The following is a 14791-nucleotide window of genomic DNA, read 5'->3' as shown; positions in this document are numbered from 1 at the left end:
ACACCCCACCGCTGAGCGACCTCACTGACCGACACACCATCAGCCAGCACCGCCAACACCGCTTGGTACTTCTGCTCCTGCACGCTGAGCTCCCTGATCATGAGGGAGTGTCAAGGAGGAACCGGAGCCACCGTCAAGCAACAACCGAACCCGTGTAAAGCAGGAGCCCGAGCCACTCCGTCAAGGAGGACCCGGGCTCTTACATGGGGCTGGGTGGGGCGGGTGGGGCTCGAACCCACGACCCAAGGATTATGAGTCCTCTGCTCTGACCGACTGAGCTACCGCCCCGCGTGCTCGGGACACCCTACTGACGCAGCCGACCCTGCAGACGCAGGGCGTCGTGGGGGGCGTGACCCAAAGCGTCATTGTCGAAGTAGACGACGACGTCCGCGGCCGTCGACCACTGCCAGCAGCGGTCGGCCCAGCGGTCGAGGGCGGCATCGGAGTAGCCGCTGGCGTAGAGCTCGGTGTCGCCGTGGAGGCGGACGTACACCAGGTCGCTGGTGACCGCGGTGGCCATCGGCCACCGCCCGGCGGTGTCGGCGACCACGCACGCGACGTCGTGCTCGCGCAGGAGCGCGAACGCCTCGTCCGTGCAGTACGACGGGCTGCGGAACTCCAGCGCGTGGCGGACCCGGTGCCCGGAGAGGCCCCGCGGACAGGTCGTGAGCGCGCGGTCGTCGGCGAGCTTGGCGTCGTGGCCGCGAGCGAGGGCGGCGACCTCACCCATCGTGCGCGGGAGCAGGTCGAAGAAGGACGCGAGCAGGCCGGCGTCGTACTCGAGCCGCTCCGGCAGCTGCCACAGCACCGGGCCGAGCTTGGGCCCGAGCGCGAGCACCCCGGAGGCGAAGAAGTTGGCCAGCGGCGCCTCGACGTCGCGCAGCCGCTTCATGTGGGTGACGAAGCGGCCGCCCTTGACCGCGAACACGAAGTCGTCCGGCGTCTGCTCGCGCCAGCTGCGGTAGGACGAGGGCCGCTGCAGCGAGTAGAACGAGCCGTTGACCTCGACGCTGCCCATCCGCTCGGCGGCGTACGCGAGCTCGCTGCGGTGCGGCAGGCCACGCGGGTAGAAGTCGCCGCGCCAGCCGGCGTAGGTCCAGCCAGAGATCCCGACGCGGATGTCACCCATCGGGCGTCCCGCCTAGCGCTCCCGGACGCTGTCGACCGCGAGGGCGAGCGCGTTGAGGCCGGCCCAGCCGAGGGTGACCGCCAGCACCTTGGTGCGGACCTCCTCGTCCTCGGTCCGGGTGGCCAGCAGCGCCGCGTCGCCGAGGTCCATCGCGACCCGCAGCAGCATCGCGGTCCGGATCGTCGCGGGCCGCCGCCCGAGCACACCCGCCGCGCTGATGGCCAGGTCGCGGATGCCGTAGGTCCGCGCGAGCAGCTCGAGACCCTCCCGGTCCTTGCGGTCGGCCCGCAGCGCCTGCCAGAGGTGGGCCGGCTGGGCGAGCGCGTAGCCGCCGTACGCGGCGGTGGCGGCCGACAGGAGCCGGCTCAGCGGGTAGCTCATGGCCGGCCCGTACCCGACCTCGCCCGCACTCACGCCGCACTCACGCCGCACTCACGCCGCACTCACGACCGGTGGGTGGGTCAGCGAGCCCAGCCAGTACGCCGCGGCATCGCCCCACTCGGCGAGCTCCGGCTCGGACATCGCGGCCGTGCAGCGCACCCACGACTCCACCCGCGCGAGCCGGGCCAGCTGCAGCGCCGCGGGCAGCGCGGCACGCAGGTCGGTCATCGAGGCATGCTCGCTCCAGACCTCCAAGGCGGCGTCCGCGACCCGGCGGAGCCGCTCGTCGTCGGGCCCCGCCTCCAGCCGGTGGGCGAGCAGGTTGAGCGGGATGAGCAGCGCCGCCAGCGGCTCCATCACGAGGGCGTCGGCGAAGTCGAAGAACCGCAGCTCGCCGCCGAGGTCGAAGACGTTGCCGCCGTGCAGGTCGTTGTGGCACAGCGTCAGGGGCAGTCCGAGCGCGGCGACCTCCTCGGCCCACCGCCCGACCTGCGGCAGCAGGGCGCGTACGGCGTCGCGCCGGTCCGGCGGCAGCGCCCGGGGGTCGCCGCCGGGGAGCCGGGCGAACGTGTCGAGCTGGTGCTCCACGTAGACCTGGCACTCGGCCGGCGCCAGGACGCTCAGGCCGGAGCCGACCAGCCGGCCGGCGTACCGGGCGACCTCGAGCTGGAGCTGGGCGCCCGCCGCTACCACCCGGCACCAGTCGTCCACCTCGCCGTCCCCGAGGGGCTCCCCGAGGTCCGGGGTGAGGAAGAAGCCGCGGCCAGGGTCGGCCGCGGTCAACGGCACGACGTGCCGGGCGGCGAGGTCGTTGAGCGTCGAGACCACCGCCGCCTCGTAGGACTGGGCCGCGCAGTTCTGCTTGGCGTAGAACACGCCCCCGTCGGTCTCCGCGCGCCACACCGTCGCCCACGGTCGCGTCTTGCGGACCTCGAGCACGCGCGGGTCGCCCACCGCCTCGGCCACCCAGCGGCGCAGCTCGGCCCGGAACGCGTCGCCGGCCCAGCGCTCGCTCGCCGAGGGCAGGCGCACGGTGATGTCGGCGTACGTCATGCCCGGCCCTCCATGTCCGCAGCCTGCCACGGCGGGCGATGAGTCCGGCTACGGTCACGGGTCTGTCGACTCATCCAGGACGACCCGACCACCCCACACACGGAGCCCGCATGAAGCTGCTGCTGACGTCTGCCGGCGTGACCAACCCGAGCATCGAGGACGCGCTGGTCGCGATGCTCGGCAAGCCGATCGCCGAGTCGAGCGCGCTGTGCATCCCCACGGCGCAGTACGGGCACCCGATGGTCGGCCCCGGCGAGAAGCCCTGGAGGTTCATCACGGGCACCGAGGGCCTGCCGATGGTCGACCTCGGCTGGCGGTCGATGGGGGTCCTCGAGCTCACCGCGCTGCCCAGCATCGACGACCACCTCTGGGTGCCGCTGGTGCGCGAGACCGACGCACTGCTGGTCGCGGGTGGGGATGCGCTCTACCTGTGCCACTGGATGCGCGAGTCCGGGCTCGCCGACCTGCTGCCGGAGCTCACCGACTCGGTCTGGGTGGGGCTCAGCGCCGGCAGCATGGTGCTGACCCCCGAGATCGGCGAGGACTTCATGCAGTGGCGCCCGCCGACCGGCGACCTGAGCACGCTCGGCGTCGTGGACTTCTCGATCTGCCCGCACCTCGCCCCCGACGGGATGCCGGGCAACTCGATGGCCGAGGCCGAGGCCTGGGCGGCCACGATCTCCTCCCCGGCGTACGTCATCGACGACCAGACGGCGATCACGGTCGTCGACGGGGCTGTCGAGGTCGTGTCCGAGGGGCAGTGGCGCCACCTGCCGGGCCCGCGCACCCGGGTCTGACGCGGGGGGCCGGGCCGCAGAGGGTCGGCGGCGCCGTCGCTGCCGACAGGCGACGGGGCTGGACGTCTCTCGAGTGGGAACGATGGCCGGCATGGGACTGTTCTCTCGCCACCCGACTCTGGCCGTCGACCTGCGTGACCGCGACTACCTGCTCCAGGGATGTCCCCTGGTGACCCAGGACGAGCTGGTCGTCATCGCCGACCTCGTCGTCCGCCTGGCCGTGCGCCGGCCCGCCGACGGGGAGACCCCCGTGCTGGGGTACCGATCCGCGGACGAGCCCGCGATGCACGCGGTCTGTGTCACCGTGCTGCGCCTGATGGCGGCGGGACTGTCGGCCGAGGAGCTGCTGGTCGGGCGCGCGGGCGTGACCGAGGCCGTCGAGCGGGCGCTCTCGTTCGCGCCGGTCGGCGCCGGTGTCGATGCCCACGTGCTCAGGGTCGAGGTCCGTCCCCACGACCCCACTCTGATGACCCTCGGACACGAGTTCCGGGTCGTCACCTCGTGAGGGGGAGTCGCTCGCGCTCCCCGGACGGCAAGAGGGCCCGACCCGCGTCCGGCGCGGGTCAGGCCCTCTTCTCTGCTCCCCCGGTTGGACTCGAACCAACAACCCTCCGGTTAACAGCCGAATGCTCTGCCAGTTGAGCTACAGGGGATCGGGTGCAGCCCGCACAGGTTAGCAATGCCGGTGCGGCAGGAAAAATTCGGATCGTCAGTCGATGCCGACGTCCGTGCGAGCCGTGGCCAGCGCGTCGTCGGCGGCGCGCTGCACCTCCGGGTCGTCGGGGTCGACGCCCTCGTCGTACTCGAACACCCAGGTGATCGGCTGGTCTCCGCGGGGGGCGCGCCGGGCGACGACCCGGACGCCCCGGCGGCCGCGGATCGGGACGTGGCGCTGCAGCACGACGCTCGCGGTGACCCGCTCGCGCACGAGCTCGAGGAGCCGACCCGGCTCCTCGAGGGTGAAGGTGTGGACCGGCCGGGCGATCCCCCACGATCCGACCTCGCTCACCCGCAGGGTCGAGGTCTCGGAGTCCCAGTCGGCCGCCTCCACCTCCTCCCAGGGGATGCGCTCGGTCTCGGCGAGCGACAGGGCGCCGCTGCCGAGCGGACGGACGACGTACAGCGCGTCGCGGGTGCCCCCGAGGTGGCCCTCGGCGGCGACCGCCTCGGCGAGGAGCCGCTCCCCGCGCTCCACGCGCACCGGCGAGCGGTGCCGGCGCCTCATGCCGGCCCCACGAGCTGGTCGAGCAGCGCTCGGCGGTGGTTCTCGAGGCGCGCGAGCTCACCGAACAGTGCGTTGAACGCGTCGGTGTCGGTGGGGTCCGCGCGCTGCAGGCGCGACCGGACGTCGGCGATCCGACGCGAGGTGGTCAGCTCCTGGAGACGGACCAGGTAGCCGGTGAAGTAGGCCGCGTCCGGCTGCTTCTTCAGCGGCGCCACCGCGAGCGCGCTGAGCGCCGCCGCGACGGCCGGGTCGGAGGCGGAGTCGCGCAGCCGAGCGGCCCAGCCCGGGTCACCGACGCCGGCAGCCACTCCCCCGGCCGCGGCCACGAGGTCCCAGACCGCCCGCAGCACGGGGTGGGTGAAGTCGTCGGCGCTCAGGTCGGCGCTGAGCCGGCCGATCGTCATCGGGTGCTGCACGACGATCATCAGGGTCTCGCGCTCCACCGCGAACCGCGGGTCGCCGATGCTCGGCACCTCCCGGGCGGGCGGCAGCGAGTGCGTCGTCGGCGTCGAGGTCGCGGGCTCGGCACCGTGCCGGCGGTGGGACGCCCGGCGCACCTCGGCCCGCGCCTCGTCCACGTCGAGGCCCACCATCCCGGCGAGCTCGCGGGAGAAGGCGTCGACCTTGGACCGGTCGCGGATGCTCGACACCAGCCGGGCCCCTTCGCGCAGGGCGTCGACCCGGCCGTCGGCGCGGTCGAGGTCGTACTTGCCGACCACGTTGGAGAGCACGAAGCGGTAGAGCGGCACCCGCCCCTCCACCAGGGACCGCACCGCCTCGTCGCCCTTCTTGATCCGCAGGTCGCACGGGTCGAGGCCGTCGGGCTCGACGGCGACGTAGGTCTGGGCGACGAAGTTCTGGTCGCCGCCGAAGGCGCGCAGGGCCGCCTTCTGCCCGGCGGCGTCGCCGTCGAAGGTGAAGATGACCTCGCCCCGGGAGCCGTCGTGGTCGTCGAGGAAGCGCCGCAGCACCCGCGCGTGGTCGTCGCCGAACGCCGTGCCGCAGGTCGCGACCGCCGTGGTGATGCCGGCCAGGTGGCAGGCCATCACGTCGGTGTAGCCCTCGACGATGACCGCCTGGGAGCTGCGGCCGATCTCGCGCCGGGCCAGGTCGATGCCGTAGAGCACCTGGCTCTTCTTGTAGATCCGCGTCTCGGGCGTGTTGAGGTACTTGGCCTCGATCCGGTCGTCGTCGAAGATCCGCCGCGCCCCGAACCCGATGGTGTCGCCACTGGCGTCACGGATCGGCCAGAGCAGCCGGCCGCGGAAGCGGTCGTACGCCGACCTGCCGACCGCCACGAGCCCGGCCTCGACGGCCTCCTCCTGGGTGAACCCGCGACCGCGGAGGTGCTTGAGCAGGGCCTCCCCGTCGCGCGGGGCGAACCCGATGCCGAAGTGGCTCGCCGCGGCCTGGTCGAACCCGCGCTCGGACAGGAACTGGCGGGCTGCCAAGGCGTCGGCCGTGGCCAGCTGCTCGGCGTAGTAGGCCTGGGCGACCTTGTGCGCCTCGACCAGCCGCGTGCGCTGCGGACCCTTCGGGCGCTCCTCACGACCGCGGCCGTCGTCCTCGCGGCGCAGCACCACCCCGGTCTTGTCGGCCAGCCGCTCGACCGCCTCGCCGAAGGTGAGCCCGTCGATCTTCATGAGGAAGGCGATGACGTCGCCACCCTCCCCGCAGCCGAAGCAGTTCCCCGTCAGGATGTTGTCCTCGAGTACGAACGCGTGCCCGTCCTCCACCTCTGCACAGAAGACTTCCTCGACGCGGTCGGTGGACTCGACGGACTGCACGACCCAGTCGACCACCGGGTCCGACGGCCGATCGAGCACGGCTGTGCGCTCGCCCGTGAACCGGTCGAGGCCCTGAGCCGATCGGGCCGGCGGAGAAATCGGAGTCTTCCCGGCACCTGGTGCCGACAGGACTCCGTTTTCTGCGGGGTGCTGCGAGACGAGGACGTCGCCGGTCTGGAGCTCCGCCGTCACCACCTCACGGCGGCTGCGACGGTCGCTGCCGGAGCGAAGGAACCAGCGATGCCCGTCGGTTGCGAAGATCTCCTTGCGCTGCCGGTCACGTGTCAGCACGATCCGGTGCAAGGTCTGGGTCCCGTAGGACTTGAACGGCGCATCTAGCCAGTCGCCACGGGCACCCAGGATGCGATGGGTCCCACCTACCAGCTCTCGGATCTCCCGCGGACCGTCCCAAGTCAGGACCCGCGTCTCACCGGCCAGGCAGTGGAAGAACCCCCGGCCCGGGTTGACGTTGAACGACGGCGACTTCTCGTCGTGGAAGGGGCACAGGCCCTTCAGCGAGCCCCCGCCGGCCTTGCGGAGGGTGACGTACTGCGAGACGACGTCGTCGATGCGCGCCTTCTCGCGCACCTCGGCGATGTCCTCCTCGCGGATCCGTCCGGCCACGTGCGGAGTCTAGGTGGACGCTAGTAGGGGCCGGACATGATGTTCACAAGGTCCTCGCCGGCGGCGTAGCGGTGCAGCTGGTCGCGCACGAGTCGGTGGGCGCGCGGCCACATCGCGCTGCTGGCGCCGCCGACGTGCGGGCTGACGAGCAGGTTCGGCGCGTCCCACAGCGGGTGGTCGGCGGGCAGCGGCTCCTCCGCCGCCACGTCGGTCGCGTAGTGCAGCCGGCCGGCGTGCAGGGCGGTGACCACCGCGTCGGTGTCGACGACCGCCCCGCGGGCGACGTTGACCAGCAGCGCCCCGTCCTTCATCGCCGCGAGGAACTCCGCGTCCACGAGCCCGCGGGTCTCGTCGGTGAGTGGCAGGGTGAGCACCACGACGTCGGCGTCCGGCAGCAGTCGCGGCAGGTCGGCGATCGGGTGGACGCCGTCGCGGGCGCGGCGCGCCACCCGCACGACCTCGACCTCGAACGGCACCAGGCGCCGTTCCACGGCCTCCCCCACGGCGCCGTACCCCACGACCAGCACCCGCCGGTCCGCGAGTGCCGGGTGCCATCCGGTGCGCCAGACGCGCCGGTCCTGGTCGCGCACGAAGCCGGGCACGCCCCGCAGGCTCGCGAGCACCAGGGTGAGCGCGAGCTCGGCGGTCGAGGTGTCGTGGATGCCGCGCCCGTTGCAGAGCAGGACGCCGTCGGGCACCCGGCCGCGCACGTTGTCGACGCCCGCGGTGAGCGTCTGCACGACCTCCAGGCTCGTCATCCGCGGCAGGACGTCCCCGACCCGCGGCCCGACCTGGTACGGCGGCACGTAGAACCGCACCTCGCCGACGCTGTCCGGCACGTGCTCGGTGGGGTCGACGACCTCGTAGCGCAGGTCGTCCGGCGGATCGCCCCCCTCATCACTGAGCTCGGCGGGATCGAAGGGCAGCCAGACCAGCCGGTCGCTCATGTCCGGCCCGTCAGGGCCGCGTGGCGGGCGACCGCGCTGCCGTCGGTCAGCGAGGCGACCTGGTCGACCACCACGCGGAGCCGGGCGGCGTCGTCGGGTGCGGCCGCCCAGTCGTCGGCGAACGGTCGCTCGAGGGCGTCGGGCCCGCGCTCGACGAGCACCGCGACCAGCTCGGCCAGCAGCTCGCGCTGCCTCTCCATCAGGGCGACCCGGTCGTCGGCCCGCATCACGTAGTGGGCGGCGATGCCCTTGAGCACGGCGATCTCGAGCCGGGTCTGCTCGGGCACCACGAGGTCCGCGGCATACCGGACGAACGGGCCGTCACCGGCCTCGAACGTCGCGTGCTGGACCGCGCCGCAGAACCGGCCGATCAGATCGCTGGTGAGGTTCTTCAGCGCCGCGAGCGACCGGCGGCTGCCGTCGTACGGCGCCTCCGGCCAGCCACCCACCGTGCGCAGCCGCGCCAGGGTCTTGTCGAGCACCTCGTCGTCGGCGTCGGGGAGGTACCAGTCGCGCACGGTCTGCCAGACCGCGGCCTGGTCCACCCGGATCAGGTCGACCCGCCCGGCCACCACCCCGTCCTCGACGTCGTGCACCGAGTAGGCCACGTCGTCGGCGAGGTCCATCACCTGCGCCTCGAGGCACCGGCGGGTGCCGTCGGCGCCCCGGCGCATCCAGTCGAACACCGGCCGGTCGTCGTCGTAGACCCCGAACTTCACGACGAAGCGGGGCGACCCGTCGGCGTGCACGCCGTGCGGGGCGTCGGCCGCGGACCGGGGCCAGGGGTACTTGGTGCAGGCATCGAGCGTCGCGCGGGTCAGGTTGAGCCCGGCACCGTCGGTCTTCGCCTCCAGGCGGGTGAGCAGCCGCAGGGTCTGCGCGTTGCCCTCGAACCCGCCGCACGACTCCCCCAGCTCCGCCAGCACCCGCTCGCCGTTGTGGCCGAAGGGCGGGTGGCCGAGGTCGTGCGCCAGCGCCGCGGTCTCGGCGATGTCCGGCTGGCTGCCCAGCGCCCGGGACAGGTCGCGCGCCACCTGCGCCACCTCGAGGCTGTGGGTCAGCCGGTTGCGCACGAAGTCGTCGGACTGGGGGCCCATCACCTGGGTCTTGGCCGCCAGCCGGCGCGAGGCGGCCGCATGCACCACGCGCGCCCGGTCGCGCTCGAACGGCGTGCGCACGGGCGCGTCCACCCGCTTGGGCGGCTCCTCGACGAGGCGCTCGCGGGCGGCGGCGTCGTACCGGTCCTCGGTCATCGGTGCCGACTCTAGGCGGGGCCCGGGACATTCGCCCCTGCCACCCGGCCACCGGGCGTCCTAGCGTGCTGGGAGTGGGCCGGGCCGAGGAGCACCGCGCAGCGCTGCAGGCGCTGGGGACCGACGCCTGGCCGGCGTACCTCGACGCGCACTCCGGACTGCCCGGTCCGCGCGGCAACATCGAGCTCGCGCTGGTCCTGGCCGACCTCGCGCCGGCGGCCCTGGCCGACGAGCTGATCGCGAGCGGCGACGAGTACCGCACGTTCTGCGGGGTGGTGGCCCTCGGGAGGCGCGCCCACGACCCGGCGGTGCTGGCGCGGTTGCACGCCCACGCTGCCGACGAGCGCTGGCGGGTGCGGGAAGCCGTCGCGATGGCCCTGCAGCGGCTCGGGGACGACGACCTGCCGGCCCTGCAGGACACCGTGCTCGCCTGGGCCGACGACCCGGACCCGCTCGTGCAGCGGGCCGCGGCCGCAGCGGTCTGCGAGCCGCGCCTGCTGCGTACGCCGGCAGCCGCCGCCGTCGCGGTCGAGGTGTGCCGGCGGGCGACCGCCGCGCTGGCCGCCCGGCCCGCCGACGCGCGCCGCCACGCCGACGTCCGCACCCTGCGGCAGGGGCTGGGCTACTGCTGGAGCGTCGCCGTCGCGGCCGACCCGGAGCCCGGTCTCGTGGCCTTCGAGGCCCTCGACGACTCCGACCCGGACGTGGCGTGGGTGGTGCGGGAGAACCTGCGCAAGAAGCGGCTCGCGCGGCTGGTGTGACTGCTCCCGCTCACCGTCCGCCCGAGCTCGCTCCGCTCACCGGGCTCGTGGGCGCGTCTCTCATTCCCTGGGACCGCCTCGTCAGCGCTGCGCGCTTCCTCAGTTGGTCGAGACGTGCACGTGGTCCATGTGGTCGGCCGTGGGGGAACCGTGGTTGCCGTAGTCGCGCCAGCCCTCGGAGGCGCGCTCGGGGGTCCAGATCCGGTCCCACCAGATGACGTCGTAGAGGTTGAGCTCGGAGGCGTGGGACTGCAGGAAGGACGCGATCGCGTCGCCCAGCGCCTTGTCGGTGGTCATGATGTCCAGCGCCTTGCCCGACGCGTGCTCGCCGTGGGCGTCCCAGCCGCCGTACGAGGTGATCTGCGGGAAGGCGTGGCACACCGAGCGGTAGACGTACACCGCGTCCTGCACCAGCCCGTCCTCCACGCCCGGGTCCGGGCACGGCGCCATCGAGAGGCCGGCAGCGGCGGCGACCGGCTTGTCCTCGGAGAGGTAACCGGAGGTGACCCAGCGCGACGCGCCGTCGACGACGACCTCGGTGCGGCCGGCGGCCTCCCGGCCGGTCACCAGGACCTGCTTGCCGGCGGCGATCTCACCGAGCTGCGTGGCGCTGTCGGCGGAGTCCGACCAGAGGTTGAGGTCCGTGGTCGTCCAGAGCTTGTCCTGCGCCTGCTTGACCGCGCGCTGCGTGGCCACCCGGGCCTCGTAGGCCCGGTCGGCCTTCGCCAGCCGGCGGGCGGGGAGCCGCTCGGAGCTCCGCGAGATCGTGGAGCGCTGGCGCACCCCGGTGAACGCGCCCCCGAGGTCGGCGGACGCGCCGGTCGCGACGATCGAGGTGGTGGCCGGGGAGGTGGCGAGCACGCCGACGGTCACGGCGGAAGCGGTCGCCAGGAGGGCCAGCGGGCCGGCCACCAGGGCGGCGCGGGGCTTGCGGCGGGCATCGGTGTCCCGCTTGTGGCGATGGTCTGCCACAGCGCTGATCCTTTGCTGTTGCGAGTCTGGGCGGTGCCGCACCCTCCGCGACCCGGTCCCCCGAGAAGGTCACGAAACGGCAACGACGAGCCCCCACTCAACCACACGGCCGTCACGAGCCCGAATCGAGCACCCCCGGGAGCGTCGTGTTCCCGGTCACCCTCCGGTGGTCTCGCCCGCGTCCTCGCGCAGGTGGCACCCGCTGCCGTCGGCGTCGTCGAGCCAGCCCTCGGGGACGACCACCCGGCCGCGCGGCGACCCCTGGCGACCGCGCGGCGCACCCAGCTCGGCGACGGGGAACGGCTCATCCGGGTCCAGCTCGGCCAGCAGCCGGTCGAGGGCGGCCAGGCTGTCGACCAGGCCCAGGGACCGGCGCATCTCGCCGCCGGCGGCGAACCCCTTGAGGTACCACGACACGTGCTTGCGGAACTCCTTGCAGCCCCGCTCCTCCCCCAGGTGCTGGCACAGGAGCTCGGCGTGGCGGCGCATCATCGCCGCCACCTCGCCCAGGGTCGGCAGCACGGCGACCTGCTCGCCGGCGAAGGCCGCTGCGAGGTCGCGGAAGAGCCACGGCCGCCCGAGGCAGCCCCGCCCGACCACGACACCGGCGGCGCCGGTCCGCTCGACCATGCGCACCGCGTCCGCGGCCTCCCAGATGTCCCCGTTGCCGAGCACCGGGATGTCGACGTGGTCGACCAGGGCCGCGATCGCGTCCCAGTCGGCCGCTCCGGAGTAGGCCTGGGCGACGGTGCGGCCGTGCAGCGCGATGGCCGCGCAGCCGGTCTCCTGCGCGATGCGGCCGGCGTCGAGGTAGGTCAGGTGGTCGTCGTCGATGCCCTTGCGGGTCTTCATCGTGACCGGCACGTCGTACGGCGCGGCCGCGGCCACGGCGTGCTCGAGGATCTCGGCCAGCAGCCCGCGCTTCCACGGCAGCACGCCGCCGCCGCCCTTGCGGGTCACCTTGGGGACCGGACAGCCGAAGTTGAGGTCGATGTGGGCCACGCCGTGCTCGGCGCACAGGATCTCGGCCGCCTTGCCGACGTAGACCGGGTCGGTGCCGTAGAGCTGGACCGAGCGCGTGGTCTCGAGCTCGTCGAAGACCAGCATGTCCAGGGTGTGCTGGTCACCTTCGACCAGGCCCCGGCTGGTGATCATCTCGCAGACGTAGAGACCGGCACCCTGCTCGGCGCACAGCCGGCGGTACGCCGCGTTGGTGATGCCCGCCATCGGCGCGAGGACGACGGGCGTGTCGACGCGCAGGGACCCCAGGGTGAGGCCGGACGGCAGCGGGGCGGACATGCCGCCCATTGTCTACTGGCCGTTGCCCTTCTTCGAATTCTTGGCCTTGCCGGACTTCGAGGGCTTGGGCGGCTTCGGCGCCTCGTAGGGCACCACGTCACCGGTCCAGGTGATCGGGTTGAAGGACTCGTCGGGCCGGAAGCTGACCGCGGTGAGCTGGCCGTGGTCCGGCGCGAGGTAGACCAGGCATGCCTTGGTCGACGCACCGGTCGGGAACTTGTCCGGCAGCGGGGTGCTCGGGCAGGGCTCGAAGGAGCTCGCGAAGGGCGTGGCCTCCAGCAGGACGTTCTTCTCGTTCACGACGTAGAGCGGGACCGGACGGCCACCGAGGTCGGTGTCGCCGACGTTCTTCACCGTCGCACGCACGTAGTAGGGCGTCGACGCCTTCTGCTCCGGCGAGAGCTGCCAGGCCGAGAGGTCCTTGACCGAGGCCTTCTGCAGCTCGGTGACCTGGAGGTCCAGGACGCCGACCTGGTCCTGCCGCGGGTGGTAGGCCACGACCGCGTGGTCGCCCACCGAGAGCTGGCTGCCCTGCTCGGTCAGCTCGACCCCGTCGGGCACCGGCAGGTACGGCGTCGCGCTGGTGCCCGACCCGCCGGAGCCGGAGCCCCCGTCGCTGGACCCGCCGGAGTCACTGCCGGAGCAGGCCGCGGTGCCGAGCAGGCCGGCGAGCGCGAGGGCGACGAGTGCGGTCCGCTTCATGGTCGAAGTGTGCACGAGCCCCACGGTCAGCAGCCGACGAAACGCTCGGCGAACCACGAGGTGACCGCGTCGAGCGAGATCCGCTCCTGACGCATCGTGTCGCGCTCGCGCACGGTGACCGCCTGGTCCTCGAGGGTCTCGAAGTCGACCGTGACGCAGTAGGGCGTGCCGATCTCGTCCTGACGGCGGTAGCGACGCCCGATCGCGCCCGAGTCGTCGAAGTCGACGTTCCACCCGGCTCGACGCAGCTCCATGGCGAGGTCGCGCGCCTTCGGCGACAGGTCGGCGTTGCGGCTCAGCGGCAGCACCGCGACCTTCACCGGCGCCAGCCGCGGGTCGAGCCGGAGCACCGTGCGCTTGTCGACCCCGCCCTTGGTGTTGGGCGCCTCGTCCTCGGTGTAGGCGTCGACGAGGAAGGTCATCAGGCTGCGGGACAGCCCGGCCGCCGGCTCGATGACGTAGGGCACGTGGCGCTCGTTGTTGGCCTGGTCGAAGTAGGACAGGTCCTGGCCGGAGTGCTTGGAGTGCGTGGTGAGATCGAAGTCGGTGCGGTTCGCGATGCCCTCGAGCTCGCCCCACTCCGAGCCGGCGAAGCGGAACCGGTACTCGATGTCGACGGTGCGGGTCGAGTAGTGGCTGAGCTTCTCCTGCGGGTGCTCGTAGTGGCGCAGGTTGTCGGGGTCGATGCCGAGGTCGACGTACCAGCGGGTGCGCTCGTCGATCCAGTACTGGTGCCACTCGGCGTCCTCGCCCGGCTTGACGAAGAACTCCATCTCCATCTGCTCGAACTCGCGGGTGCGGAAGATGAAGTTGCCCGGCGTGATCTCGTTGCGGAAGCTCTTGCCGATCTGGGCGATGCCGAACGGCGGCTTCTGCCGGCTCGAGGTGACGACGTTGGCGAAGTTGACGAAGATGCCCTGGGCGGTCTCGGGCCGCAGGTAGTGCAGGCCCTCCTCGTTCTCCAGGACACCGAGGTAGGTCTTGAGCAGGCCGGAGAACTGGCGCGGCTCGGTCCACGCACCGCGGGTGCCGCAGTTGGGGCACGGGACCGTGGCCAGGTCGATCGTGTCGGGGTCGACCTCGTGACCCTCGGACTTGGCCTTGCGCTCCGCGACCTCCTCCTGGAGGTGGTCGGCGCGGAAGCGCTTGTGGCACGACTGGCACTCGGTCAGCGGGTCGGTGAACGTGTCGACGTGGCCGCTGGCCTCCCACACCTGCCGGGGCAGGATGATCGAGGAGTCGAGGCCGACCATGTCGTCGCGCATGGTGACCATGGACTTCCACCACTGGCGCTTGATGTTCTCCTTCAGCTCCACGCCGAGCGGGCCGTAGTCCCAGGCCGAGCGGGTGCCGCCGTAGATCTCGCCGCAGGGGTAGACGAACCCCCGGCGCTTGGCGAGCGAGACGACGTTGTCGACGACGGTCGGCGGCGGCTTGGCCACGGTGGCTCCTATGGTCAGCGCTGGATCAGCGGTGCTGCGGGTGGGACGGAGGAATCAGCCTAACGACCTCGGCGCACCGGTATTGAGGGTGGTGCCGGGCTCGGCGGACTCGTAGGCCGACGGTTCCTCGAGGGCGCCCACCAGCACCGGCCAGGCATGCAGCTTCGCATCGTACGACGACAGCGCGCGACGGTAGCTGCCGACGTTCTCCCAGCGGGTGGTGAGCACCCACAGCTCGGGGTCGTCCACGTTGCGGCCGATCTCGCCGCCGACGTACCCCGGGCAGGCCGCGAGCACGTCTCGCGCGGCGGCGAGGCCGACCCGGAACGTCTCCCCCTCCTCGAGCGGGACGCGGAACCTGTTCACGACGAGCACGGACCCAGCCTAGAGGCCGGGTGGAGTTGACAACCATTCTCAAG

General features: G+C 72.7%; 15 protein-coding genes and 2 tRNA genes. 3 read left to right on the top strand and 14 right to left on the bottom strand.

What is annotated here, in order from left to right:
- Positions 1-214 precede the first annotated feature (214 nt).
- The 4 genes from ACILRH_RS10020 to ACILRH_RS10005 form a co-directional block, all read right to left on the bottom strand.
- Positions 215-288 (bottom strand) — tRNA-Ile (locus ACILRH_RS10020).
- 16 nt (positions 289-304) lie between these two features.
- Positions 305-1129, bottom strand: a complete 825-nt coding sequence (locus ACILRH_RS10015) for a DUF72 domain-containing protein (protein WP_395692894.1) — start codon at positions 1127-1129, stop codon at positions 305-307.
- Between the two features lie 12 nt (positions 1130-1141).
- On the bottom strand, positions 1142-1510 hold the full coding sequence (locus ACILRH_RS10010) for a hypothetical protein (RefSeq protein ID WP_395692892.1): 369 nt from the start codon (positions 1508-1510) through the stop codon (positions 1142-1144).
- A 51-nt stretch (positions 1511-1561) separates the two neighbouring features.
- Positions 1562-2563: a hypothetical protein gene (locus ACILRH_RS10005; protein WP_395692891.1), complete on the bottom strand. Its 1002-nt coding sequence runs from the start codon at positions 2561-2563 to the stop codon at positions 1562-1564.
- Positions 2564-2673: 110 nt separating this feature from the next.
- Between ACILRH_RS10005 and ACILRH_RS10000 the strand changes: the two genes are divergently transcribed.
- Together ACILRH_RS10000 and ACILRH_RS09995 are read left to right on the top strand one after the other, a co-directional pair.
- Entirely contained in the window at positions 2674-3360 is a 687-nt protein-coding gene (locus ACILRH_RS10000) for a Type 1 glutamine amidotransferase-like domain-containing protein (protein WP_395692889.1), read from the top strand.
- A 91-nt stretch (positions 3361-3451) separates the two neighbouring features.
- A complete protein-coding gene (locus ACILRH_RS09995; RefSeq protein WP_395692887.1) occupies positions 3452-3865 on the top strand; it encodes an SPFH domain-containing protein in 414 nt (137 codons plus the stop codon).
- 75 nt (positions 3866-3940) lie between these two features.
- Here the strand turns inward: ACILRH_RS09995 and ACILRH_RS09990 are convergent.
- The 5 genes from ACILRH_RS09990 to ACILRH_RS09970 all read right to left on the bottom strand — a co-directional run bounded on the left by ACILRH_RS09990 (position 3941) and on the right by ACILRH_RS09970 (position 9196).
- Positions 3941-4013: transfer RNA gene (locus ACILRH_RS09990), tRNA-Asn, on the bottom strand.
- 56 nt (positions 4014-4069) lie between these two features.
- A complete protein-coding gene (locus tag ACILRH_RS09985) occupies positions 4070-4585 on the bottom strand; it encodes a hypothetical protein (RefSeq protein ID WP_395692885.1) in 516 nt (171 codons plus the stop codon).
- Complete coding sequence (gene dnaG / locus ACILRH_RS09980; RefSeq protein WP_395692883.1) at positions 4582-6996, bottom strand: DNA primase; 2415 nt, start codon at positions 6994-6996, stop codon at positions 4582-4584. Before dnaG ends, ACILRH_RS09985 begins: the two co-directional genes overlap by 4 nt.
- A 20-nt stretch (positions 6997-7016) precedes the next feature.
- Complete coding sequence (locus ACILRH_RS09975; protein ID WP_395692882.1) at positions 7017-7943, bottom strand: 2-hydroxyacid dehydrogenase; 927 nt, start codon at positions 7941-7943, stop codon at positions 7017-7019.
- Positions 7940-9196 carry a deoxyguanosinetriphosphate triphosphohydrolase gene (locus ACILRH_RS09970; protein WP_395692881.1) on the bottom strand — a complete coding sequence of 419 codons (1257 nt, stop codon included), beginning with the start codon at positions 9194-9196 and terminating at the stop codon, positions 7940-7942. Before ACILRH_RS09970 ends, ACILRH_RS09975 begins: the two co-directional genes overlap by 4 nt.
- 74 nt (positions 9197-9270) lie before the next feature.
- On the opposite strand from ACILRH_RS09970, the gene ACILRH_RS09965 reads away from it, so the two are divergent.
- Positions 9271-9957 (top strand): HEAT repeat domain-containing protein, encoded by a 687-nt coding sequence (locus ACILRH_RS09965; RefSeq protein WP_395692879.1) that lies wholly within the window; start codon positions 9271-9273, stop codon positions 9955-9957.
- A 99-nt stretch (positions 9958-10056) separates the two neighbouring features.
- On the opposite strand, the gene ACILRH_RS09960 is transcribed toward ACILRH_RS09965, so the two are convergent.
- From ACILRH_RS09960 to ACILRH_RS09940, 5 genes are all read right to left on the bottom strand, one after another.
- Complete coding sequence (locus ACILRH_RS09960) at positions 10057-10929, bottom strand: mucin-2 protein (protein ID WP_395692877.1); 873 nt, start codon at positions 10927-10929, stop codon at positions 10057-10059.
- A 156-nt stretch (positions 10930-11085) separates the two neighbouring features.
- Entirely contained in the window at positions 11086-12228 is a 1143-nt protein-coding gene (gene dusB / locus ACILRH_RS09955; protein ID WP_395692875.1) for a tRNA dihydrouridine synthase DusB, read from the bottom strand.
- Between the two features lie 12 nt (positions 12229-12240).
- On the bottom strand, positions 12241-12930 hold the full coding sequence (locus tag ACILRH_RS09950) for a hypothetical protein (RefSeq protein ID WP_395692874.1): 690 nt from the start codon (positions 12928-12930) through the stop codon (positions 12241-12243).
- Positions 12931-12956: 26 nt separating this feature from the next.
- A complete protein-coding gene (locus ACILRH_RS09945; RefSeq protein WP_395692872.1) occupies positions 12957-14372 on the bottom strand; it encodes a glycine--tRNA ligase in 1416 nt (471 codons plus the stop codon).
- 54 nt (positions 14373-14426) lie between these two features.
- Positions 14427-14747 (bottom strand): antibiotic biosynthesis monooxygenase family protein, encoded by a 321-nt coding sequence (locus ACILRH_RS09940; protein WP_395692870.1) that lies wholly within the window; start codon positions 14745-14747, stop codon positions 14427-14429.
- Positions 14748-14791 lie beyond the last annotated feature (44 nt).

This window comes from Nocardioides sp. (assembly GCF_044226765.1).
In the GTDB taxonomy this organism is placed as follows: domain Bacteria; phylum Actinomycetota; class Actinomycetes; order Propionibacteriales; family Nocardioidaceae; genus Nocardioides.
Note: the sequence above shows the minus strand (reverse complement) of the source record. Positions and strands in the feature narration are given on the sequence as shown.

Excerpts from the sequence above, each read along its gene's own strand:
- ACILRH_RS09975 (WP_395692882.1), bottom strand. The coding sequence starts at position 7,943 with ATGAGCGACCGGCTGGTCTGGCTGCCCTTCGATCCCGCCGAGCTCAGT.
- ACILRH_RS10015 (WP_395692894.1), bottom strand. The coding sequence starts at position 1,129 with ATGGGTGACATCCGCGTCGGGATCTCTGGCTGGACCTACGCCGGCTGG.
- ACILRH_RS09970 (WP_395692881.1), bottom strand. The coding sequence starts at position 9,196 with ATGACCGAGGACCGGTACGACGCCGCCGCCCGCGAGCGCCTCGTCGAG.
- ACILRH_RS09985 (WP_395692885.1), bottom strand. The coding sequence starts at position 4,585 with ATGAGGCGCCGGCACCGCTCGCCGGTGCGCGTGGAGCGCGGGGAGCGG.
- ACILRH_RS09995 (WP_395692887.1), top strand. The coding sequence starts at position 3,452 with ATGGGACTGTTCTCTCGCCACCCGACTCTGGCCGTCGACCTGCGTGAC.
- dusB (WP_395692875.1), bottom strand. The coding sequence starts at position 12,228 with ATGTCCGCCCCGCTGCCGTCCGGCCTCACCCTGGGGTCCCTGCGCGTC.
- ACILRH_RS10000 (WP_395692889.1), top strand. The coding sequence starts at position 2,674 with ATGAAGCTGCTGCTGACGTCTGCCGGCGTGACCAACCCGAGCATCGAG.
- ACILRH_RS10005 (WP_395692891.1), bottom strand. The coding sequence starts at position 2,563 with ATGACGTACGCCGACATCACCGTGCGCCTGCCCTCGGCGAGCGAGCGC.
- ACILRH_RS09950 (WP_395692874.1), bottom strand. The coding sequence starts at position 12,930 with ATGAAGCGGACCGCACTCGTCGCCCTCGCGCTCGCCGGCCTGCTCGGC.
- ACILRH_RS10010 (WP_395692892.1), bottom strand. The coding sequence starts at position 1,510 with ATGAGCTACCCGCTGAGCCGGCTCCTGTCGGCCGCCACCGCCGCGTAC.